Annotated in this window: 22 protein-coding genes and 1 tRNA gene; 10 read left to right on the top strand and 13 right to left on the bottom strand. The window is 68.6% G+C overall.

Going from position 1 to position 19,947, the window contains the following annotated elements; genetic code table 11:
- Positions 1 to 30 precede the first annotated feature (30 nt).
- Together FHS55_RS07790 and FHS55_RS07785 are read right to left on the bottom strand one after the other, a co-directional pair.
- Positions 31 to 573 carry a hypothetical protein gene (locus FHS55_RS07790; protein ID WP_183189113.1) on the bottom strand — a complete coding sequence of 181 codons (543 nt, stop codon included), beginning with the start codon at positions 571 to 573 and terminating at the stop codon, positions 31 to 33.
- Positions 574 to 787: 214 nt separating this feature from the next.
- Positions 788 to 863: transfer RNA gene (locus FHS55_RS07785), tRNA-Ala, on the bottom strand.
- Positions 864 to 1,035: 172 nt separating this feature from the next.
- Here FHS55_RS07785 and FHS55_RS07780 point away from each other — a divergent pair.
- Both FHS55_RS07780 and FHS55_RS07775 read left to right on the top strand, forming a co-directional pair.
- Complete coding sequence (locus tag FHS55_RS07780) at positions 1,036 to 1,320, top strand: YggT family protein (protein WP_183189112.1); 285 nt, start codon at positions 1,036 to 1,038, stop codon at positions 1,318 to 1,320.
- The gene (locus FHS55_RS07775) at positions 1,317 to 1,646 is read left to right on the top strand and encodes a DUF167 family protein (protein WP_343056058.1); all 330 of its coding nucleotides are present in this window, start codon (positions 1,317 to 1,319) and stop codon (positions 1,644 to 1,646) included. Before FHS55_RS07780 ends, FHS55_RS07775 begins: the two co-directional genes overlap by 4 nt.
- Before the next feature lie 41 nt (positions 1,647 to 1,687).
- Here the strand turns inward: FHS55_RS07775 and FHS55_RS07770 are convergent, their stop codons facing one another.
- The 3 genes from FHS55_RS07770 to FHS55_RS07760 form a co-directional block, all read right to left on the bottom strand.
- Entirely contained in the window at positions 1,688 to 2,197 is a 510-nt protein-coding gene (locus FHS55_RS07770; protein WP_183189111.1) for a GNAT family N-acetyltransferase, read from the bottom strand.
- 168 nt (positions 2,198 to 2,365) lie between these two features.
- The gene (gene typA, locus FHS55_RS07765) at positions 2,366 to 4,192 is read right to left on the bottom strand and encodes a translational GTPase TypA (protein ID WP_183189110.1); all 1,827 of its coding nucleotides are present in this window, start codon (positions 4,190 to 4,192) and stop codon (positions 2,366 to 2,368) included.
- A gap of 153 nt (positions 4,193 to 4,345) precedes the next feature.
- The gene (locus tag FHS55_RS07760; protein WP_183189109.1) at positions 4,346 to 4,579 is read right to left on the bottom strand and encodes a hypothetical protein; all 234 of its coding nucleotides are present in this window, start codon (positions 4,577 to 4,579) and stop codon (positions 4,346 to 4,348) included.
- Between the two features lie 249 nt (positions 4,580 to 4,828).
- Here FHS55_RS07760 and FHS55_RS07755 point away from each other — a divergent pair, with 249 nt between their 5' ends.
- Positions 4,829 to 5,107 carry a hypothetical protein gene (locus tag FHS55_RS07755; RefSeq protein WP_183189108.1) on the top strand — a complete coding sequence of 93 codons (279 nt, stop codon included), beginning with the start codon at positions 4,829 to 4,831 and terminating at the stop codon, positions 5,105 to 5,107.
- Positions 5,108 to 5,177: 70 nt separating this feature from the next.
- Here FHS55_RS07755 and FHS55_RS07750 read toward each other — a convergent pair whose 3' ends face one another.
- On the bottom strand, positions 5,178 to 6,290 hold the full coding sequence (locus FHS55_RS07750) for a site-2 protease family protein (protein WP_183189107.1): 1,113 nt from the start codon (positions 6,288 to 6,290) through the stop codon (positions 5,178 to 5,180).
- Between the two features lie 157 nt (positions 6,291 to 6,447).
- Here FHS55_RS07750 and FHS55_RS07745 point away from each other — a divergent pair, with 157 nt between their 5' ends.
- From FHS55_RS07745 to FHS55_RS07735, 3 genes are all read left to right on the top strand, one after another.
- Complete coding sequence (locus FHS55_RS07745) at positions 6,448 to 6,963, top strand: pyridoxamine 5'-phosphate oxidase family protein (RefSeq protein WP_246339924.1); 516 nt, start codon at positions 6,448 to 6,450, stop codon at positions 6,961 to 6,963.
- Positions 6,964 to 7,113: 150 nt separating this feature from the next.
- Positions 7,114 to 7,560, top strand: coding sequence for a MarR family winged helix-turn-helix transcriptional regulator (locus FHS55_RS07740; RefSeq protein WP_183189106.1), 447 nt, complete (start codon positions 7,114 to 7,116; stop codon positions 7,558 to 7,560).
- Complete coding sequence (locus FHS55_RS07735) at positions 7,557 to 8,885, top strand: multidrug effflux MFS transporter (protein ID WP_343056056.1); 1,329 nt, start codon at positions 7,557 to 7,559, stop codon at positions 8,883 to 8,885. Before FHS55_RS07740 ends, FHS55_RS07735 begins: the two co-directional genes overlap by 4 nt.
- Before the next feature lie 71 nt (positions 8,886 to 8,956).
- On the opposite strand, the gene FHS55_RS07730 is transcribed toward FHS55_RS07735, so the two are convergent.
- The 5 genes from FHS55_RS07730 to FHS55_RS07710 form a co-directional block, all read right to left on the bottom strand.
- Positions 8,957 to 10,183, bottom strand: coding sequence for an argininosuccinate synthase (locus FHS55_RS07730; RefSeq protein WP_183189105.1), 1,227 nt, complete (start codon positions 10,181 to 10,183; stop codon positions 8,957 to 8,959).
- 129 nt (positions 10,184 to 10,312) lie between these two features.
- Positions 10,313 to 10,924, bottom strand: a complete 612-nt coding sequence (locus FHS55_RS07725; protein WP_246339922.1) for a hypothetical protein — start codon at positions 10,922 to 10,924, stop codon at positions 10,313 to 10,315.
- Positions 10,925 to 10,934: 10 nt separating this feature from the next.
- Entirely contained in the window at positions 10,935 to 11,360 is a 426-nt protein-coding gene (locus tag FHS55_RS07720; RefSeq protein ID WP_183189103.1) for a VOC family protein, read from the bottom strand.
- Between the two features lie 22 nt (positions 11,361 to 11,382).
- Positions 11,383 to 12,684 carry a dual-specificity RNA methyltransferase RlmN gene (gene rlmN / locus FHS55_RS07715; protein WP_183189102.1) on the bottom strand — a complete coding sequence of 434 codons (1,302 nt, stop codon included), beginning with the start codon at positions 12,682 to 12,684 and terminating at the stop codon, positions 11,383 to 11,385.
- 144 nt (positions 12,685 to 12,828) lie between these two features.
- Positions 12,829 to 13,596, bottom strand: a complete 768-nt coding sequence (locus FHS55_RS07710) for a GyrI-like domain-containing protein (protein ID WP_246339920.1) — start codon at positions 13,594 to 13,596, stop codon at positions 12,829 to 12,831.
- 223 nt (positions 13,597 to 13,819) lie between these two features.
- Between FHS55_RS07710 and dapF the strand changes: the two genes are divergently transcribed.
- From dapF to FHS55_RS07690, 4 genes are all read left to right on the top strand, one after another.
- Positions 13,820 to 14,686 carry a diaminopimelate epimerase gene (gene dapF / locus FHS55_RS07705; RefSeq protein ID WP_183189100.1) on the top strand — a complete coding sequence of 289 codons (867 nt, stop codon included), beginning with the start codon at positions 13,820 to 13,822 and terminating at the stop codon, positions 14,684 to 14,686.
- 11 nt (positions 14,687 to 14,697) lie between these two features.
- The gene (gene mtaB / locus FHS55_RS07700; RefSeq protein ID WP_183189099.1) at positions 14,698 to 15,999 is read left to right on the top strand and encodes a tRNA (N(6)-L-threonylcarbamoyladenosine(37)-C(2))-methylthiotransferase MtaB; all 1,302 of its coding nucleotides are present in this window, start codon (positions 14,698 to 14,700) and stop codon (positions 15,997 to 15,999) included.
- Positions 15,996 to 16,946 carry a signal recognition particle-docking protein FtsY gene (ftsY, locus tag FHS55_RS07695; RefSeq protein ID WP_425485793.1) on the top strand — a complete coding sequence of 317 codons (951 nt, stop codon included), beginning with the start codon at positions 15,996 to 15,998 and terminating at the stop codon, positions 16,944 to 16,946. Before mtaB ends, ftsY begins: the two co-directional genes overlap by 4 nt.
- Positions 16,947 to 17,080: 134 nt before the next feature.
- Positions 17,081 to 18,025 carry a hypothetical protein gene (locus tag FHS55_RS07690; RefSeq protein ID WP_183189098.1) on the top strand — a complete coding sequence of 315 codons (945 nt, stop codon included), beginning with the start codon at positions 17,081 to 17,083 and terminating at the stop codon, positions 18,023 to 18,025.
- A 43-nt stretch (positions 18,026 to 18,068) separates the two neighbouring features.
- Here the strand turns inward: FHS55_RS07690 and rpe are convergent, their stop codons facing one another.
- Positions 18,069 to 18,740 carry a ribulose-phosphate 3-epimerase gene (rpe, locus tag FHS55_RS07685; RefSeq protein WP_183189097.1) on the bottom strand — a complete coding sequence of 224 codons (672 nt, stop codon included), beginning with the start codon at positions 18,738 to 18,740 and terminating at the stop codon, positions 18,069 to 18,071.
- A gap of 168 nt (positions 18,741 to 18,908) precedes the next feature.
- Positions 18,909 to 19,865, bottom strand: coding sequence for a CbbX protein (gene cbbX, locus FHS55_RS07680; protein ID WP_183189096.1), 957 nt, complete (start codon positions 19,863 to 19,865; stop codon positions 18,909 to 18,911).
- Positions 19,866 to 19,947: the final 82 nt, after the last annotated feature.

The raw sequence follows: 19,947 nt of genomic DNA, 5'->3' as shown, positions 1-19,947 counted from the left end.
CGACGGGCGTGAGACAGCCATGTCGCACAGCTATGTGGCCTTCTTGCTGGCTTTGCTCTTCGTCCTTGGCTTACGCGGCGGCGTCTGCGGCGCCAACGGTGGAAGCTCCTTGAGCATCTTCATGAGATAGCTGCCGCCCCATTTGCGGGCGGTCGTTTCCCTATCGAGCAGATAGCTCTCGAACGCCCTGTCGAAATCGTCCTGCCGCTGTGACGCTCGTCCCCTGGCAAAGCCATCGGTCGCCAGCTTCTCGGCCGTCAGCCGTAGCGCGCCCTGGAGCAGCCAGCGCAGCTCAGCATCATAAGGCTCGTCATTGGGCGTCAGGCGCGCACTCACGGCGCCGAGCCCGGCGTGGATCGGGGCACGCAATCGGACACCATCGACGGCCAGCACCTCATAGAGGGCCATCAGCGCATCAGCCACGCGGTGGGTGCTTTCGGAGCCACGCGCAGCCGCACGCAGGATTTCAATCACCAGCCGCTCGAATGCCAAAGCTGCTGACACTTCGGCCCCGGCACCCCGCGATTCGTCATCATCGCTGCCACCGCCCTCGAACACGCGCAGATCGACCAAGCCCACCTCCCGAGATGAGGCAGCGTAGGCGGTCCTTATCGGCGCAGTCGAGTTCGGTGGAGCGGTCCCGGCAAATCCCGACTTATCCCGATTAATCCCGCCAAAGTTTGCTGGGGTTTGCCGGAAGCGCGGTCAAATGTTGGGGTAAATGTTGGGGTGTCGTCGTGAGGCGCAGGAAATTCCGCTGCCATTTCAATTTACTAGCCCTGACGAATGGTGGAGCCGAGGGGATTTGAACCCCTGACCTCTGCAGTGCGATTGCAGCGCTCTCCCAACTGAGCTACGGCCCCACGCGTCAGGCCGCGCCTTGTACGTTCGCGCAATGGGCGCTGTCAAGGCGCGTTGCGCGCGCTCCCCACCGGTTCTGTGAATCGGGGTTGCCGCAATGCAGCGGCGCCTTTAAGCATCATGGTGTTGCACGCAAGGGAGCCCCCGCCGGGCTCCCCCGTTCCGAGGCTCGCGATGTATTCGCTTCTCTGGCTTTTCGACACGCTCATCACGCTTTATGTCTGGATTCTGATCGCCTCGGCCATCCTGTCCTGGCTGGTGGCGTTCAATGTCGTCAACGCGCACAATCAGGTCGTGCGCTCGCTTGGCGAATTTCTCTGGCGGGTGACAGAGCCGGTGCTGGCGCCGCTTCGCCGCATCCTCCCCAATCTCGGCGGCATCGATATCTCGCCGGTGGTGCTCATCATCGTCCTCTACTTCGTGCGCAATCTCGTCTTCGAGCTCGTGACCGGCTGGTGAGCCAGCACCCGCCTCCTGCCCCCGCCTGGGTGGCGGTCGCGGACGGGCTCGTCGTCACGGTGCGGGCCACGCCGCGCGGCGGGCGGGACGCGATCGACGGGCTGGTGGAACTCGGCGACGGGCGGCGGGCCGTGAAGGCGCGCGTCTCGGTGGCGGCGGAGGACGGAAAGGCGAATGCCGCGCTGGCCCGGTTGCTCGCCAAGGCCGGAGGCATCGCCCCCTCGCGCGTCGAGCTGCTGTCGGGAGCGACCTCGCGCACCAAGAGCTTCAAGCTGACGGGCGATGCGACCGAGGTCGCCGCCCGGCTCGGCGCGCTGGTCGGCTAGAACGGCACGCTGGCACTCCCCCGGGGGCCAGCGGAGCGGCCTCAACCATTCCAGCCGAAAGCCAGCTTTTCCAGCATGCGCCCGCCGAAGGTCTCGGAGGAGCGGGCGACGCCCGTGCCGCCCATCGCGCGGTAGAAGCCGAGAGCGGGTTCGTTGCCGGCCAGCGCCCACACCGCGAGGCCCTCGAAGCCGCTGGCGGCCAGTTCCTTGCGCGCGTCGCCGAACAGGCGGCGGCCAAAGCCGAGCCCCTGATATTCCGGCCGCAGATAGAGTTCGTAGATCTCGCCCTCATAGGGCAGGCCGCGCGCGCGGTTGCGGCCGAGATTGGCATAGCCGGCGACCGTGTCGCCGAGCGTGAGAACCACGACGCGCGAGCCCCGCTTCAAGGCGGTTTCCCACCAGACCGGGCCGCGCCGCTGGATCATCTTCTCAAGCTCGGCACCGGGAATGAGGCCACGATAGGCCACCCGCCATGCCGCATCATGGATGTCGGTTATGTCGGCAGCGTCAGCCGGGCGAGCCCGGCGCGTCTCGACAAGAAGCGTGCTCATGAGCCCGATGGGAGCAAATGCGCTCTCCCGGATCAAGAGCCTCTCTGCAAAATGCACGTTCGATTGAACGCGGCGTGGCCCGGCCGCCACGACGCCGGCAAATAGCCGGTGCGTGGACGGCACGTGTCATCTATCTGGATACCACTTGGCCGGCGCTTGGCCGAGGCGTCAGACGCCCTCGGATTCCTTGCGGCGCTCCTCGCGCTTGCGCTCGTTCGGGTCGAGGAAGCGCTTGCGGATGCGGATGGACTTCGGCGTGACCTCGACCAGTTCGTCGTCCTGGATCCAGGCCAGCGAACGCTCCAGCGTCATGCGGATCGGCGGGGTCAGGCGCACCGCCTCGTCCTTGGAGGTGGTGCGGATGTTGGTGAGCTTCTTGCCCTTGAGAACATTGACCTCAAGGTCGTTCTCGCGGTTATGCTCGCCAATGATCATGCCCTGATAGACCTTCCAGCCCGGCTCGATCATCATCGGACCGCGATCCTCGAGGTTCCACAGCGCATAGGCCACGGCCTCGCCGGCTTCGTTGGAAATCAGCACGCCGTTGCGGCGACCGGGAATCTCGCCCCGGTGCGGCTGATAGGCGTGGAACAGCCGGTTCATGATGGCGGTGCCGCGCGTGTCGGTCATCAGCTCGCCCTGATAGCCGATGAGGCCACGGGTGGGAGCGTAGAACACCAGACGCTGGCGGGTGCCGCCCGAGGGCTTCATCTCGACCATCTCGGCGCGACGCTCGGACATCTTCTGCACGACCACGCCGGAATATTCCTCATCGACGTCGATCAGCACTTCCTCGATCGGCTCGAGGATCTCGCCACTCTCATCCTTGGTGAACACCACGCGCGGACGCGAGACGGCGATCTCGAAGCCTTCGCGGCGCATGGTCTCGATCAGCACGGCGAGCTGGAGCTCGCCGCGACCGGACACGAAGAACGAATCCTTGTCGCTGGATTCCTCGATCTTCAGCGCCACGTTGCCCTCGGCCTCGCGCAGCAGGCGGTCGCGGATGACGCGGCTCGTCACCTTGTCGCCCTCGGTGCCGGCGAGCGGCGAATCGTTGACGATGAAGGACATGGTCACGGTCGGCGGATCAATCGGCTGCGCCTTGAGCGGCGCGTCGACGCTGAGGTCGCAGAACGTGTCGGCCACCGTGCCCTTGGAAAGGCCGGCAATGGCGATGATGTCGCCCTGCACGCCTTCCTCAATGGGCTGGCGCTCGATGCCGCGGAAGGCGAGGATCTTGGAGACGCGGCCCTGCTCGACCAGCGAGCCGTCCTGCGCGAGGACCTTGACCGACTGGTTGGGCTTGATCGAGCCGGAGGTGATGCGCCCGGTGATCATGCGGCCGAGGAAGGGGTTGGCTTCCAGCAGCGTGCCGATCATGCGGAACGGGCCATCATCGACGGTGGGCTCGGGCACGTGCTTGAGCACGAGGTCGAACAGCGGGGCCATGCCCTCGTCCTGCGAGCCCTCGGCGGTGGTGTTCATCCAGCCATTGCGGCCCGAGCCGTAGAGAATCGGGAAGTCCAGCTGCTCGTCGGTCGCGTCGAGCGCGGCGAACAGGTCGAACACCTCGTTGATGACTTCCTGCGAGCGGGCGTCGGAGCGATCGACCTTGTTGATCGCGACAATCGGACGCAGGCCAACCTTGAGCGCCTTGCCGACCACGAACTTGGTCTGCGGCATCGGGCCTTCGGCGGCGTCGACCAGCACGATGGCGCCGTCCACCATGTTGAGGATGCGCTCCACCTCGCCACCGAAATCGGCATGGCCGGGCGTGTCGACGATGTTGATGCGGGTATCCTTCCAGACCACCGAGGTGGCCTTGGCGAGGATGGTGATGCCGCGCTCCTTTTCGAGGTCGTTCGAATCCATCACACGCTCGGCGACGCGCTGGTTCTCGCGGTAGGATCCGGACTGCTTGAGCAGTTCGTCCACCAGCGTGGTCTTGCCGTGGTCGACGTGGGCGATGATGGCGATGTTGCGCAGCTTCATATGAAAACACCAAAAAGCGGGCCCGAAGGCTTCCGGACCCGCGCTGAATTTTGCGGCGCACTATACTGAGAATGCCCGCCAAGGCAATGAGGGCGCTCGATTTGATCGCTCATCGGGCGCTTCTACCGCAGGGTTGGCGCGAATCGGCGCCCTTCACGGGGTCTCGCGCAACTCCCAGAGCCGGCGAATCTGCGCCTGCTTGAGGATCGCGCCATCGGGCGTGCGCAGCCAGGCGAGTTCGCGGTTCGCCGGCGACTGGGTCATGGCGAAGGCGACCGCGTCGTCCACGGTGGCGAATTCATAGCTGTCGGGCCAGGCGTCGGGAGCGTCGACGGCATGGGAGGCCGGCCAGTATTGCAGCCGGGCGGGCTGATGATCGGGGGTCATGCACCTTCTCCTCAGGTCAGGCTTCGTGCCGGCCGCGCGAGAAAGCCCCAGCCGGCGTCCGGTGCGCTTCGCGCGCCCGTGCGAAGCCACCCGCGGGCGCGCCTGCCGGGATCAACGCCACCGGCCGCGCGGTGGTTCCATGCCCGGATACGGCCACGCCTTGCCGAAGGGCCTTGCCGCAGAGGCCTCCCTTGAAGCGATGGCACGGTTTCACCAGTTGTGAAGGGGACAGCGAGGAGGGACGGAACGATGACGCAGACGAGCGACGACCCGGAGAACGGCAAACCTGAGCGCGGAACGCCCCCCGACCCGGCTCCCTATGTCGACGGGGATGTGGATGAGGCCGGCAAGGAGAGCTTTCCCGCCAGCGACCCACCCGCCTTCAGCGGCGTGACCGGCGACGAGCCGCCGCCGGACGAGAAGATCGAGCGCAGCGAGGCGGATATTGACGAGATGCTGGAGGACAGTTTCCCGGCCAGCGACCCGCCCTCCTTCACGCCGATGACCGGGGTGAAGGAGAGCGACTGAGCCCACGGCCCTCGCCCTCCCGCCGGTGGGCGGGGCATGGCGGGCGCGGGGCGCGCGACCCGTTCGCCCGTCACACCGGCCGCTTCGCCCAGGGCCCGAAGCGGCCATCCGGCTGTGCCGCGCGCAGCATCATCATCTCGCCGACATTTTCCGGCGACAGAAGGCCGACCAGACGGCCCGTCGAATCCACCACGCCCACCACCGGCACGCCTTTCTCGGTGATGAGCCGGAGCGCACGGTCGAGCGGGGCGCGGGTATCGACGGTGGGAATATCGCCCTGCATGGCCTCGAGCACCGAGGAGGCCGGCCCGCGTGCCTGCAGCGCGTGGATCATCGCATCGCGCGTGAGCACGCCGCGCAGGTGGCCGGCGCCGTCGACGATGGGGAATTCCTTCTGCGTGGTGCGGATCAGCGCGTCGGCGGCATCCCCCACGCTCGCCTGCGGACCCAGCACCTCGAATTTCGTGATCATCGCATCCTGCACCAGCAGGCCCTGCGCCGCCTGCTTCATCTGCGCCTGGCCGGCCTCGCCGGAGGCCGCGAGGAAGACGAACACGGCGATGATGATCAGCATCGGGTTGCCGAAAATGCCGAGCAGGCCGAAGCCGATGGCCAGCGCCTGGCCGATCGAGGCGGCGGCCTGCGTGGCTCGCGCATGGCCCATCCGCATGGCGAGCAGCGCCCGCAGCACCCGCCCGCCATCCATGGGAAAGGCGGGAATCAGGTTGAACACCACAAGGAAGACATTGGCGGCGGCGAGCTTGGCCAGCAGGCTGACCTGCGGGTTCTCGATATTCTCGATGTGCTCGACCCCGACATGGCCGCCGAGGAGAACGAATAGCGCGGCGGCGATCGCCACGTTCACCAGCGGCCCGGCGAGGGCCACGACCAGCTCCTCCGACGGCTTCTCCGGGATGCGCTCCAGCCGCGCGATGCCCCCGAACGGCCAGAGCGTCACTTCCGGCGTCTTCACCCCGTAGCGGCGTGCCGCGAAGATGTGGCCGAACTCGTGCAGCAGCACGCACAGGAACAGCAGAACCACGAAGGTGACCCCCTCCCACGCGGCGCCGCTTCCGCCCTGCCGGTAATAGGCGGCCCAGATCCAGACGAGGAACAGCAGGAAGCTGACATGGATGCGCACCGCCGTGCCGTAGACGGTGCCGATGGTGAGCGACCAGGGCATGGGCTTCTCCTTCACGCAGCGCGACAGCATAGACCCGCACTGGCGTCAGGCGCACGCCGTAAACGCCGCCGATGCGCTCTCCAGCCGTCATGCCTTGCATCATGCGACGGAACCCGGCGCGGGCCGGCGGGTTGCCTCTCCGACAGAGGAGCTTGCCATGAGCGACGACCGAATGAGCGACGACAGGACGACGACAGAAGCCATCGACAAGGCGTGGGCGATGATGGAGGAGATCCGCATCTGCATGCTGGTCACACGCGAAGGCGAGACCTTGCGGGGACGGCCGATGGATGCCCATCCCTCCCGCGAAGAGGGGTGCATCTGGTTCCTCTCCGACCGACGCGGTCACAAGGACGAAGAAATGCGGCACGATCCGCAGGCCGCGCTGACCTTCGCCCATCCCGGCCGCAACGATTACCTCTCGGTGTCCGGACAGGCGGAAGTCACGGATGACCGCGCCAAGATCGACGAGTTGTGGACCGACATGAACAAGGCGTTCTGGCCGAACGGCAAGAGCGATCCCAATATCTGCGTGGTGCGCTTCCTGCCCGACCGCGCGGAATACTGGGATGGCCCGTCCGGCGCGATCAGCGTCGCGCTCAAGATGATGGCCGCGCGCCTGAGCGGCTCCCCCACCGACCTCGGCGAGAACCGGAAAGTCTCGCTGGACTGACGCGGCCTCAAGGCGCGTCGCGCCAAGCCATCCCCCCTCCCTCACGCCCCCCCCGCGTGAGGGAGAGGCGCGAGGGGAATGCAATATCGTCAGACCGAGGCGCGCTTTCGGCTTGATCGTATGCTTTCCTTATAATATGCCCCGCCTATCATGAACACCCTTCCACTCGGTTTCCTGCTGGTCGACGCGGCGCGGCTTTACCGCGCGCGGATCGACCGCGCCTTCGACGAGGCCGGGCTCGGCCTCACGGCCGGCGAGGCCCGCGCGCTCATCCATGTGAGCATCAATCCGGGCCTGCGGCAGGGCGTGCTCGCGGTGCGGATGAATGTCGAGCCGATGACGCTGGTCGGTTTCCTCGACCGGCTGGAGGCCCATGGCCTCATCCAGCGCACCCCGGACCCGACCGACCGCCGCGCCAAGATCGTGCAGTTGACCGCGACGGCGGCCCCGCTCTTGGCGCAGGTGATGGCGGCGGCGGCCATTGCCCGGGAGGAGGCGCTGGCGGGCGTCGAGGACACCGAGCGCGAAGTCTTGCGGGTCGCGCTGACCCGCATGCGTGCCAATCTCTGCCCGTCGACCCGGAGCGAGGAATCGTGACCCCGGTCATGACGGAAACGCGCACCGCGGTGATCGGCGCGCTGCTCATCGTGCTCGGGCCGCTGAGCATGTCGCTCTATACGCCGGCCCTGCCGGAACTGGTTGCCGCCTTCGGCACCAGCGCCTCGACCATGAAGCTGACGCTGAGCGTCTATTTCGGCGGCTATGCCCTCGCGCAGCTGGTCTGCGGGCCGCTCTCGGACGCCTATGGAAGGCGCCCGGCGGCGATCGGCTTTTTCTCGCTCTATGTCGCTGGCAGCCTCATCGCCGCGAGCGCGACGGATGTCACGTGGCTCATCCTCGGCCGCGGGCTGCAGGGCATCGGTGTCGCCGCCGGGCCAGCCATTTCCCGCGCCATCGTGCGCGACCAGTTCACCGGGCAGGCCTCCGCCCGCATCCTCAATCTCATCGGCACCATGCTCGGCATCGGGCCGGCGATCGCGCCCACCCTCGGCGGGGCGATCCTCGGTGCGTTCGGCTGGCAGCCGATCTTCTATGTCATGGTGCTCTATGGCGTCGGGGCGCTCGGCCTCGTTCTGCTCGCCGTGCCGGAAACCAACGCCCGCCCCGACCCCACACAGGCGCGCCCGTCGCGCATCCTGCGCAATTACGGCGCGCTGGTACTGGATGCCGGCTTCATGCGGGCCAGCCTGCTGATCGGGCTGACGGTGGGCGGCATCTACACGCTCGCCGCCATCCTGCCCTTCGTGCTGATCGACGTGGTCGGCCTCACGCCGACGCAGTTCGGCCTCGCCATGGTCTGCCAGACCGGCTCCTTCATGCTGGGCACGGTGATCGCCGGGCGGGCGATGAAATGGGTCGACGCCAACCGCCTCATCCCGGCGGGCCTGACCATCGTGCTGGGCGCGGGCGCCGCCATGGCCGTCCTGCCCTGGCTGCTGCCCTATTCCTTCCTCACGGTGATGGGTCCGGTCGCGGTCTGGGCCTGCGGCATGGCGCTTGTCATGCCGGGGGGAACGACCTCGGCGCTGTCCGGCTCTCCGGCCATTGCCGGCTCGGCGGCTGCGCTGATGGGATGCCTGCAGATCGGCGGCGGCTTCATCGGCACCGCCGTCGCCAGCCGCTTTCCCGCGCCCACCGCCGCGCTCGGCGTGGTGCTGCCGGGAATGGCCGTGCTCGCCCTGCTGGTCTTCACGCTGCTGCGGCCGAAAACCCGCCCCGCGGCCGCGCCCGGCAACGAGACGGACCTCGATGAGACAGATCTCGACGAGACGGATCTGGAAATCGCCCTCGACCCGGCCGGCATGATCGGCGCGGCCGGCGACGAGATCGAACTGGACCTCGTGCGCAAGACCTCGGCCTGAGCGCTCGCCCTTCCCGTCCCCACCCCGGATCGGCCAGCGGCCGTCCGGGAGGAGGGTTCAGGAAGGCCCGCTCAGCGGCCGACCTTGCGGTCGCGGTTGGCCAGCGTGCGCAGGCGCAGCGCGTTGAGCTTGATGAAGCCCGCCGCGTCGCGGTGGTCATAGGCGACCGCGCCTTCCTCAAAGGTGACGAGGTCCTGATTGTAGAGCGAATAGGGGCTCTCGCGGCCGACCACGGTGACATTGCCCTTGTAGAGCTTCAGCCGCACGCGGCCGGTGACCAGCTCCTGGCTCTTGTCGATCAGCACCTGCAGCATCTCGCGCTCGGGCGAGAACCAGAAGCCGTTATAGATCAGCTCCGAGTAGCGCGGCATCAGCTCGTCCTTGAGATGCGCCGCGCCGCGGTCGAGCGTGATGCTCTCGATGCCGCGATGCGCGGCGATCAGGATGGTGCCGCCGGGCGTCTCGTAGACGCCGCGCGACTTCATGCCGACGAAGCGGTTCTCCACGAGGTCGAGCCGGCCGATGCCGTTCTCCTTGCCGAGCGCGTTGAGGCGGGTCAGCAGGCTGGCCGGGGAGAGTGCCTCGCCGTCCACGGCGACCGCATCGCCCTGCTCGAAGTCGATGGTGATGTAGGTCGCCTTGTCCGGCGCGTCCTCGGGCGCGATGGTGCGCATATAGACCATCTCGGGCGCCTCATGGGCCGGATCTTCCAGCACCTTGCCCTCGGAGGAGGAGTGCAGGAGGTTGGCGTCGACCGAGAACGGCGCTTCGCCGCGCTTGTCCTTGGCGATCGGGATCTGGTGGCTCTCGGCGAAGGCGATCAGCTGCTCGCGCGAGCGCAGGTCCCATTCGCGCCACGGCGCGATGATCTTGATCTCCGGCTCCAGCGCGTAATAGCTCAGCTCGAAGCGCACCTGGTCGTTGCCCTTGCCGGTGGCGCCGTGCGACACGGCATCGCCGCCGACCTTGCGGGCGATCTCGATCTGCTTCTTGGCGATCAGCGGACGTGCAATGGAGGTGCCCAGCAGGTACTGGCCCTCATAGAGCGCATTGGCGCGGAACATCGGGAACACGTAGTCGCGCACGAATTCCTCGCGCACGTCCTCGATGAAGATGTGCTCGGGCTTGATGCCGAGCATCTCCGCCTTCTTGCGCGCCGGCTCCAGCTCCTCGCCCTGGCCGAGATCGGCGGTGAAGGTCACCACCTCGCAGCCATAGGTGGTCTGCAGCCATTTCAGGATCACCGAAGTGTCGAGACCGCCGGAATAGGCGAGCACCACGCGCTTGACGTCAGCCATGTCGAAGGGTTCCGCACGAGGAAGACCAAAGGGACCCCGGGGCAACCGGAGCCGGAAAACGGCGCGGACTATAGGCATGGCGCGCGCGGGCGCAACCCTCGCCGTGCGGTTTGAGCGCGCCCAGCGCGCTCAGGGCATGCGGGTCGGCAGCGGCGAGCCGGGCGAAGAAGACGGGGCGGCCGGGGCGGCGGGCACCGGCCCGGCCGCCGAAGCGGGCGCGGACGGCGGGGCGGGCGCTGGCAACGGGGCGACCACCGCCCGGCCGAGCGGCTTCCAGAAACCCGCGCTCCAGCCGGCCACCAGCCAATAGGCCAACCCGCCAGCGAGCCCGGCGGCCACCACGTAGAAGGTGGCCTCGTCCATCGGTGGCGCCGTCTGGTCCGCGTAAGTTGGGAACAGCCAGGCGGCGAGCCAGGCGGATGCCGCGCCATTGGCGACATGGAAGATCCAGGAGCGTACCGCGAAGGTCTCGGCGAACAGAATGCCGATGGCGGCGATCGCCCACATCATCATGACGAGCGCGGTGAGCACGAACACCGCCGCCGACAGCGCGTCGAGCAGCAGCACGGCATGGCCGACATCCGCGCCGGAAACGAGCGCGCCGATGTCCCAATAGCCGATGATCACCACCAGCATGGTGGTGATCATGCCGGCCATGACGCCGAGCGGCACCACGAGAAACCGCAGCAGCAGGCGCAGGAGGCTGTCCATCAGGAAGCTGCCCTCAGATTCGGCTCGCAAGGGGCGGCGGTCACGCCGGCACGGACGGGGGCACGTGGCAGACGGCCTCGATATTGTGCCCGTCCGGATCCAGCACGAAGGCGCCGTAATAGTTCGGGTGGTAATGCGGGCGCAGGCCCGGCGGCCCGTTGTCGCGCCCGCCGGCGGCGAGCGCCGCCTCATAAAAGGCGTCGACCGCCGCCCGGTCGGGCGCGGCGAAGCACACATGCAGGCGGCCCTCGCCGCGCGCGGCCAGCGCGCCACCCGAGCCGATCCAGAAGAACGGCTTGCCGCCGCCCGGCCCGGCCGTCGCGCCGAAGCCGGCATGGTCGCCGGCGCCGGTCTCCCGCGCGGTGACTTCCATCACCACGGCGAGGCCGAGCGGCGCCAGCGCGCTGGCGTAGAACGCCCGGGCGCGGGCGAAATCCGCCACGGGGAAGCCGATGTGATCGATCATGGCCGGTCCCCCGCGCGCGGCGCTATTCCGCTGCCGCCGCCATGGCGCGCAGGGCGAGGCGTTCGCGGGCGGTGAGCTTCTCGGTCTCGCTCTTGAGCTGGCCGCAGGCGGCGAGAATGTCGCGCCCGCGCGGCGTGCGCACCGGGCTGGAATAGCCGGCGCGGAACACGATGTCGGAGAAGGTCTCGATCGTCTCCCAGTCCGAGCACTCGTATTTGGTGCCCGGCCACGGGTTGAACGGGATGAGGTTGATCTTGGCCGGGATGCCGGCCAGCAGCTTCACCAGCGCCTTGGCGTCGGCGGGGCTGTCGTTCACGCCCTTGAGCATGACATATTCGAAGGTGATGCGCTTGGCATTGGAGGCCGGCGGATAGGTGCGGCAGGCTTCCAGCAGCTCTTTCAGCGGATATTTCTTGTTGATCGGCACCAGCACGTCGCGCAGTTCGTCGCGCACGGCGTGCAGCGAGATGGCGAGCATCGGCCCGACCTCGCGGCCGAGCCGCTCGATCTCCGGCACCACGCCGGAGGTGGAGACGGTGATGCGGCGCTTGCCGATGCCGAGCCCCTCGCCATCCGCGAGCACCTCGATCGACCGGGCCACCGAATCATAGGCGTAGAGCGGCTCGCCCATGCCCATGAAGACGATATTGGTCACCAGCCGGTCGCCCTCGGTCGGCAGGCCCGGGCCCACCGCCCGCTCGCGGCCGGGATAATCGCCGAGCCGGTCGCGCGCCACCATCACCTGCAGCACGATCTCGGCAGCGGTCAGGTTGCGCACCAGGCGCTGGGTGCCGGTGTGGCAGAACGAGCAGTTGAGCGTGCAGCCGACCTGGCTGGAGACGCACAGCGTGCCGCGGTCGCTCTCGGGGATATAGACCATCTCGACATCGTGCGGCTTGTCGCCGGCAATGTCGGGCGGCAGGCGCAGCAGCCATTTGCGGGTGCCGTCATTGGACACCTGCTCGACCACCACCTCGGGCCGGGCCAGCGTGAAGGCCGCCTCCAGCTTTACGCGCAGCCCCTTGCCGACATTGGTCATCTCGTCGAAGGAGGTCGCGCCGCGCAGATAGATCCAGTGCCAGAGCTGGGCGACGCGCATGCGGCTCTCGCGCTCGCTCACGCCGATCTCGGCGAGCGCGGCGGCAAGGCCGGCGCGGTCCAGCCCGGCGAGCGAACGCCGTGCCGGCACTGTCGGGACAGCCGGGCCGCGCGTCTCAAGCGGGGCAGCGCTCTCGATGGAGACGGCAGCCTCGAAGGAGGCCGGCGTCTCGACGGAGGCTTGCGCCCCGGCGGCGGACGCCGCTGTGGTATCGATCAGGTTCATCGCTTTATCGAGGTATGAGTTTGCGCGCCTCATAGCACAGTATGGCCGGCATGGCGAACGCACGCGTTCACATTCCCGGAAGTCGCTTCCCTTGGCCCGGAAGTCACTTCCCTTGGGTCGCTGTGTCCGGCCGCGCGCGTCTCCTCACTTCAGCGGCACCCAGATGTCGATGACCATATCGTCCTGCGAGGTGGTGCGCGGGTCGGAGCGATATTCCTCGACATAGAGGTCCTGCGCCTCCAGGTCCTTGGCGTCGAGCAGGTTGGCGATCTGCTCATAGGTCGGGTCCATCGCGTCATAGGGCCCGCGATGGGTGAAGCGCAGCGCCTTGCCGGCGGGCGAAGCGGAAAGCTCGACGCCGTCCTGCGGCTTCTGCGTGGTCACGCCCTCGAAGGGAACCGCCGCCTCGAAATCGAAGCCATTATCGTCCGTCGCCGTGTAGATGACGAGCGAGGCCCCGACGGGCGTCAGCTTCAGCCGCGCCATCTCGGCGTCGATCTGCTTGAGCGTCGCCACGATCGTGGTGAAGCCCTCGTCCCAGCTGCTGTGCGCCTTCTTGATCAGCACCGGCACGGGCTTGAGCACCGCCTCCTCGCCGAAACCGTCCGGCCGCTTCAGCGGGTCCTCGATGACCGGCGCGACCGCCTGCGTCTCGACGCCCTTGGGGTCGACCACCGGCGGGGCGATCATGTCGTCCTCGTCCAGCGGGTTATCGGGAGAGGAGGGATCCGCGGGGGCTGGCGTGGCGGGGGCTGGCGTCGCCGGGGCAGGCGTCGCGGGGGCTGCCGCCGGAGGGGTCGCGTCCTGCGCGCGGGCGGGCTTCAGGGCAAGTGGCCCGGGAACGAGCGGGCCCGCCGCACAGAGAAAGGCGAGCGACAGCAGAAGCCGTTGCAGCAGGGCGCGGGCAGGCATGGGGGACACCGTCATCAAATCACCGGGAAAGCGCGAGCGCCGTCCATTATTATCATCGCCATGGCATTCTCGCGACCGGCGCGCAAAGCGGACCGTGGGTTCGCGCAACATATGTTCGCGCAAGATGCTGGCTCGCCGCATCCCACGCGGCGGCGCGTCATTGCCGCTGGTCATTTGCCGGCCGCTTCGCCATATAGGGGCTTCAAGCAGATCCGGGTTCGCCATGGCCGCGCTGGAAAATCGCCCCTTCGTCAAGATGAACGGCCTCGGCAACGAGATCGTCGTGCTGGACCTGCGCGACGCGCCGCTCGCGGTGCCGCCCGAGGAGGCGCGCGCGCTGGCCCGGCCGGATGTGCTGCCGTTCGACCAGATCATGGCGCTCTACCCGCCAACCACCGAGGGCACGAGTGCCTTCGTGCGCATCATCAATTCCGACGGCTCGGAATCAGGCGCCTGCGGCAACGGCACGCGCTGCATCGCGCTCTACGAGGCCGGCCGCACCGGCCGCGACCATCTGCTGTTCGAGAGCGTCGCCGGCCTACTCGATTGCCGCATCGCCGGCGCGGCCATCACCGCCGACATGGGCGTGCCGCGCTTCGGCTGGGCCGACATCCCGCTCGCCGGCCCGGTTGCGGATACCCGCGCCATCGAGCTGCAGGCCGGCCCGGCGGAGGCGCCGGTGCTGCGCGCGCCCTCCGTGGTCAATGTCGGCAATCCGCACGCCATCTTCTGGGTCGAGGACATCGACGCGGTGGACCTCGCGCATTACGGGCCGGAGCTGGAGCACCACCCGATCTTCCCCGCGCGGGCGAACATCTCGCTCGCCCAGATCGTGGGGGCCGATCACATCCGGCTCAAGGTGTGGGAACGCGGCGTCGGCCTCACCCGCGCCTGCGGCTCGGCGGCCTGCGCCACCGCGGTGGCGGCCGCCCGCCTCGGGCTGACGGGGCGCCGCGTCACCGTCACCCTGCCGGGCGGCGATCTCGTGATCGACTGGCGCGTGAGCGATGACCACATGCTGATGACCGGGCCGGCCGAATTCGAGTTCGACGGGCAGCTCAGCGCCGCCATGCTCGCCGGCGCCGCGTGACGCGGATCGCGATGCCCCCCGAAACCTCGCTCGACCCGACCGCGCTGGACGTTGTCACCTTCGGCTGCCGGCTCAACGCGCTGGATTCGGCGACCGTGAAGGCGCTGGCCGGCGCCGCGGGGCTGGAGCGCGCCGTGGTGGTCAATACCTGCGCCGTCACCAGCGAAGCGGTGAAGCAGGCGCGCCAGACGATCCGCCGGTTGAAGCGGGAGGATCCCGCGCGCCGCATCATTGTCACCGGCTGCGCGGCGCAGACCGAGCCGGCGACCTTCGCCGCCATGGCCGAAGTCGACCGCGTGCTCGGCAATGAGGAGAAGATGTCCCCCGCCAGCTGGTCGGCGACGCGACGCGCGCTCGATTTCGGGCTGGACACCGACGAGAAGGCGCATGTCGGCGACATCATGCGCGTGCGCGCCACCGCGCCGCATCTCCTCGACGGCGCGGCCGACACGATCGAGGGGCACACCCGCGCCTTCGTCGAGGTGCAGAATGGCTGCGATCATCGCTGCACCTTCTGCATCATTCCCTATGGCCGCGGCAATTCGCGCTCCGTGCCCATGGGCGCGGTGGTCGCGCGGGTGCGCCAGCTCGTCGAGCAGGACTTCGCCGAAGTCGTGCTTACCGGGGTCGACCTCACCTCCTATGGTGCCGATCTGCCCGGCGCGCCCCGGCTCGGCACGCTGGTGCGCGCCGTGCTCAGGCACGTTCCGGAGTTGCGACGGCTGCGGCTGTCCTCCATCGATTCGGTGGAGGCGGACGGCGAACTGATGCGCGCCTTCGCCGAGGAGGAGCGGCTGATGCCGCATCTGCACCTCTCGCTGCAGGCGGGCGACGACCTCATCCTCAAGCGCATGAAGCGGCGGCACCTGCGGGCCGATGCCATCGCCTTCTGCGCCGAGGCCCGGCGCCTGCGGCCCGACATGGTGTTCGGCGCCGACATCATCGCCGGTTTCCCGACCGAGACGGAAACCCATTTCCGCGCCTCGCTCGACCTCGTCGATGCCTGCGGGCTGACGCATCTGCACGTCTTCCCCTACTCGCCGCGCCCGGGCACGCCGGCCGCGCGCATGCCGCAAGTGCCGACCCCGCTCATCCGCGAACGCGCCCGGCGCCTGCGCGAGGCGGGCGAGACCGCCTTGCTGCGCCATCTCGCCGGCGAGATCGGGACACGGCGCGAAATTCTCGCCGAGCGCGGCGGGCTGGCCCGCACGCCCGGCTTCACCCCGGTGCGGCTCGCCCGCGAGCTCGTCCCCGGCACCTTTTCCCATATCCGCATCGCCGGCCACGACGGCACGCGGCTGATCGCGGCGTGAACCTCATGAACGATACCCCAGCCCCCCGCCCCGGCTTCTGGAAACGTCTGACGCAAGGCCTGACGCGCACCGCGTCGAGCCTGTCGACCGGCATCACCGACCTGTTCACCAAGCGCAAGCTCGACGCGGCGACGCTGGAGGACCTGGAAGACGTGCTGATCCGCGCCGATCTCGGCGTGGACACAGCCGCGCGCATCGCGCAGGCGGTGGGCAAGGGCCGCTACGACAAGACCATCGAGCCCGAGGAGGTGCGCTCCCTCGTCGCCGCCGAGATCGAGGCGGTGCTGCAACCGGTCGCCCGGCCGCTGGTCTTTGCGTCCGATGTCCGGCCCTTCGTCCTGCTCATGGTCGGGGTCAACGGCTCGGGCAAGACGACGACCATCGGCAAGCTCGCCTCCACCCTGCGCGCGCAAGGCAAGAAGGTGGTGCTGGCCGCCGGCGACACGTTCCGCGCGGCCGCCATCGAGCAGCTGAAGGTCTGGGCCGATCGCACGGGCGCCAGCGTCGTGGCGCGCGAGCCGGGCGCGGATGCCGCCGGCGTCGCCTTTGACGGCCTGCAGCAGGCACGTGCACAGGACGCCGACGTGCTCATCATCGACACGGCCGGCCGGCTGCAGAACCGCGCCGAGCTGATGGCCGAGCTGGAAAAGATCGTCCGCGTCATCAAGAAGCAGGAGCCATCGGCTCCCCACGCGGTGGTCTTGACGCTCGATGCGACGGTGGGCCAGAACGCGCTGTCGCAGGTGGAGGCGTTCCAGCGCGTGGCCGGCGTCACCGGCCTCGTGATGACCAAGCTCGACGGCACGGCGCGCGGCGGCATCCTCATCGCCATCGCCGCCCGATTCGGCCTGCCCGTGCACCTGATCGGGGTCGGCGAAGGGGTCGACGATCTGCAGCCCTTCGCGGCCCGGGATTTCGCGCGCGCCATTGTCGGGCTGGAGAACTGACCGCCCGACACGGACCCGGCAACAGCCGGCCAATCAGCGCTTGTATTTCCGCCGCAGCTGATCCGTAGCTACGCTGCGGGGAGAAGCCGCCGGGAAGCGGTCGTCTTGGGAGCACAGCGTCTTGGGAGCACAGCATGGATAAGCGCGAACCGACGCTGCAGGAGTTCATGTCGTCGGCCAATGCCGGGCGCCATGGCACGGCGGCAAGGCCCTCGCCGGCCAGCGCTCCCGGTACTGAGCCCGCGGCCAGCCCCTCGACACAGGCCACGTCCCGCACGACAGCCGCCGCCGCGGCGCGCAAGGGGCCGCCGGAGGATCCCGAGGCCTTCCATCGCTGGGTCGAGATCGAGCGGCTCAAGGTCGACATGCGCCGCCTGGAGATCGAGAACCGCCGGCTGGTCAACGAGACCCGCCGTCCCGAGGCGGCCGCCGGGCGGCGTCCCGAGGCGGCCCGCGCGCATGCGCCGGGACTGACGGCGGGCATCGTCGCCAGCGTGCTCTTGCTGGTCGTGATGCTGGCGCTCGGCCTGTTTCAGGCGGTGACGCTCAACAACCAGTTGACCTCCCTGCAAGCCGAGGTGGCCAGCCTGCGCATGGCCTTCGCCGCGCTGGAGGACAAGGTCGCCGATATCCCCGCCGCGCCGCCGGTGGCCACCGCCAGTGCCAGCCCCCCGGCCGCCCCGCCGGCGCCCGCCGCTTCCCCGGCCCCGCCGCCGGCACCGGCGCCCGCGGAGCCGGAGGCGGCCGCCGCGCCGCCCAAGCCGTCCGGCCCCGGCGCAGGCTATATCGTGCGCGTGTTCGCCCCCACCGCCTCGGTGCCGCCGGCCAAGGTCGATCAGTTCACCAGCGCGCTGAAATCGGCCGGGTTCGAAGTGCTGATTTCCGATGCGGGCGTCGCCAACCCGACCAGCAACACGCTCTCCTTCAATCCCAGCGCCGAGGCGATGGCGAAGAAGCTTGCAGCACTGGTGCAGGCCAAACGCCCCGCGCTCAGCCTGGAGGTGCGCAGTTCGCCCTCCATTCCCGACAGCGCCCGGAACATCCTGATCCTCACCGTGACCGAGGACGCGCTGCGCTGAGCGTGCCGCACCGAACCGAGCCAGGCCGGGCGCGGGCGCGCGGTCACGCCGCCCGGCTGGACCTGTCGCAGGTGGCGCGGATCGCCGCGATATTGGCGCGATAGGCGTCGCGTCCGCCCTTGAACACGGCCGAGCCGGCCACCAGCACATCGGCGCCGGCCTCGACGCAGAGCCCTGCCGTCTCGGGGTTCACCCCGCCGTCGATCTCGATATGGATCGGCCGGCCGCCGATCATCGCCCGCAGCCGATGCACCTTCGGGATCACGTCGGCGATGAAGGCCTGCCCGCCGAAACCGGGATTGACCGTCATGGGCAGGATGAGATCCACCTTGTCCAGCACATAGGCCACCGCGCTCTCATGCGTCGCCGGGTTCAGCGCCACGCCGGCCTTCTTGCCGAGCGAGCGGATGAGCTGGAGGCAGCGGTCGAGATGGTTTGTGGCCTCCGCCTGCACGGTGATGACGTCGGCCCCCGCCTTGGCGAAGGCCTCGATATAGGGCTCGACCGGCTCGATCATCAGATGCACGTCGAACACCTTGTCGGTGCAGGGCCGGATTGCCTTGATGACATCGGGCCCGAAGGTGATGTTCGGCACGAAATGGCCGTCCATCACATCGAGATGGATCCAGTCGGCGCCGGCCGCGACCACGTCGCGCACCTCCTCGCCGAAACGGGCGAAGTCCGAAGCCAGCATGGAGGGGGCGATGAGCGTCATGGGACTTTCCTTGGCTGATCGGGCGGCGTGCAAAGCCACAGTTTCCCTCTCCCCGTCGGGGAGAAGGGCGGGGTGAGGGGGCGCCGCTCCGCGACCGCAAAACCCCTCGCCGACCCGCTTCGCGGGCCACCTCTCCCCAATGGGGAGAGGAAACCTATGACGGCGCGATCACGGCTTCAGCGGCGGGTAGCTGTCGATGCCGCCGGAGAACACCCGGCTGGAGAGGATATCCTCGGCCTCGATCGTCGTGAGGTCCCGTACCGTCACCGGCCGGTCCCCATTGAACAGGCGGTTGGCCTGCCGCAGCCGCGCGCGGTCGAGCGCGTTGCGGACGGAGCGGCCATTGGCGAAATGTGGCTGCTTCATCCGCAGGTCGACATAGCGGTGGAAGGCTTCTTCCGCGTCGGGGCTCAGCGTGTAGTTCATGCCGCCCAGAATGCGCCCGCCGATCGCCTCCAGTTCCTCGCCGGAATAATCGGGGAAGTCGATATGGTGGGCGACGCGCGAGCGGAAGCCGGGATTGGCGGTGAAGAAGCGCTCCATGCGGTCGGAATAGCCGGCGAGGATGACCACAAGGTCGTCGCGCTGGTTCTCCATGACCTGCAAGAGGATCTCGATCGCCTCCTGCCCATAGTCGCGCTCGTTCTCGGGGCGGTAGAGATAATAGGCCTCGTCGATGAACAGGACGCCGCCCATGGCGCGCTTGAGCACATCCTTCGTCTTGGGCGCGGTATGGCCGATATACTGGCCCACCAGGTCGTCGCGCGTGACGGTGACGAGATGGCCTTTGCGGACATAGCCGAGCCGGTGGAGGATCTGCGCCATGCGCAGCGCCACGGTCGTCTTGCCCGTCCCCGGATTGCCGGTGAAGCTCATGTGCAGGGTCGGGCTCACCGCCTGCAGGCCGAAGCGGGCGCGGGCGCGGTCCACCAGCAGCAGCGCGCCGATCTCCCGCAGGCGGCGCTTGACCGGGCCGAGGCCGACGAGGTCGGTGTCGAGCTCCTCCAGCACGGCGGCGAGGCCACTCTCGACGAACTCGGCCCTGAGGTCGATCGCGTCGGGCGGACGAACCACATTTTCAAAAGGCCGGGCGTCGGCAGACGGGGCGTCGGTGACGGCATCCATGGCGAGAACTCCCGCGTTTCGTCGGGGAAAAGAAAGGGGGACCGGCTCCGGGCGCGGCATTCCAGAGCCGGTCCCTCGCGGT

It is taken from the genome of Ancylobacter tetraedralis (assembly GCF_014195655.1).
Classification (GTDB): domain Bacteria; phylum Pseudomonadota; class Alphaproteobacteria; order Rhizobiales; family Xanthobacteraceae; genus Ancylobacter; species Ancylobacter tetraedralis.
Note: the sequence above shows the minus strand (reverse complement) of the source record. Positions and strands in the feature narration are given on the sequence as shown.

Coding starts and splice junctions, on each gene's coding strand:
- dapF (WP_183189100.1), top strand. CDS start 13,820: ATGGCCGCGCTGGAAAATCGCCCCTTCGTCAAGATGAACGGCCTCGGC.
- FHS55_RS07720 (WP_183189103.1), bottom strand. CDS start 11,360: ATGATCGATCACATCGGCTTCCCCGTGGCGGATTTCGCCCGCGCCCGG.
- FHS55_RS07770 (WP_183189111.1), bottom strand. CDS start 2,197: ATGAGCACGCTTCTTGTCGAGACGCGCCGGGCTCGCCCGGCTGACGCT.
- FHS55_RS07740 (WP_183189106.1), top strand. CDS start 7,114: ATGAACACCCTTCCACTCGGTTTCCTGCTGGTCGACGCGGCGCGGCTT.
- typA (WP_183189110.1), bottom strand. CDS start 4,192: ATGAAGCTGCGCAACATCGCCATCATCGCCCACGTCGACCACGGCAAG.
- cbbX (WP_183189096.1), bottom strand. CDS start 19,865: ATGGATGCCGTCACCGACGCCCCGTCTGCCGACGCCCGGCCTTTTGAA.
- FHS55_RS07760 (WP_183189109.1), bottom strand. CDS start 4,579: ATGACCCCCGATCATCAGCCCGCCCGGCTGCAATACTGGCCGGCCTCC.
- FHS55_RS07750 (WP_183189107.1), bottom strand. CDS start 6,290: ATGCCCTGGTCGCTCACCATCGGCACCGTCTACGGCACGGCGGTGCGC.
- rlmN (WP_183189102.1), bottom strand. CDS start 12,684: ATGAACCTGATCGATACCACAGCGGCGTCCGCCGCCGGGGCGCAAGCC.
- FHS55_RS07690 (WP_183189098.1), top strand. CDS start 17,081: ATGGATAAGCGCGAACCGACGCTGCAGGAGTTCATGTCGTCGGCCAAT.
- FHS55_RS07730 (WP_183189105.1), bottom strand. CDS start 10,183: ATGGCTGACGTCAAGCGCGTGGTGCTCGCCTATTCCGGCGGTCTCGAC.
- FHS55_RS07780 (WP_183189112.1), top strand. CDS start 1,036: ATGTATTCGCTTCTCTGGCTTTTCGACACGCTCATCACGCTTTATGTC.
- FHS55_RS07745 (WP_246339924.1), top strand. CDS start 6,448: ATGAGCGACGACCGAATGAGCGACGACAGGACGACGACAGAAGCCATC.
- FHS55_RS07710 (WP_246339920.1), bottom strand. CDS start 13,596: ATGCCTGCCCGCGCCCTGCTGCAACGGCTTCTGCTGTCGCTCGCCTTT.
- rpe (WP_183189097.1), bottom strand. CDS start 18,740: ATGACGCTCATCGCCCCCTCCATGCTGGCTTCGGACTTCGCCCGTTTC.
- mtaB (WP_183189099.1), top strand. CDS start 14,698: ATGCCCCCCGAAACCTCGCTCGACCCGACCGCGCTGGACGTTGTCACC.
- FHS55_RS07755 (WP_183189108.1), top strand. CDS start 4,829: ATGACGCAGACGAGCGACGACCCGGAGAACGGCAAACCTGAGCGCGGA.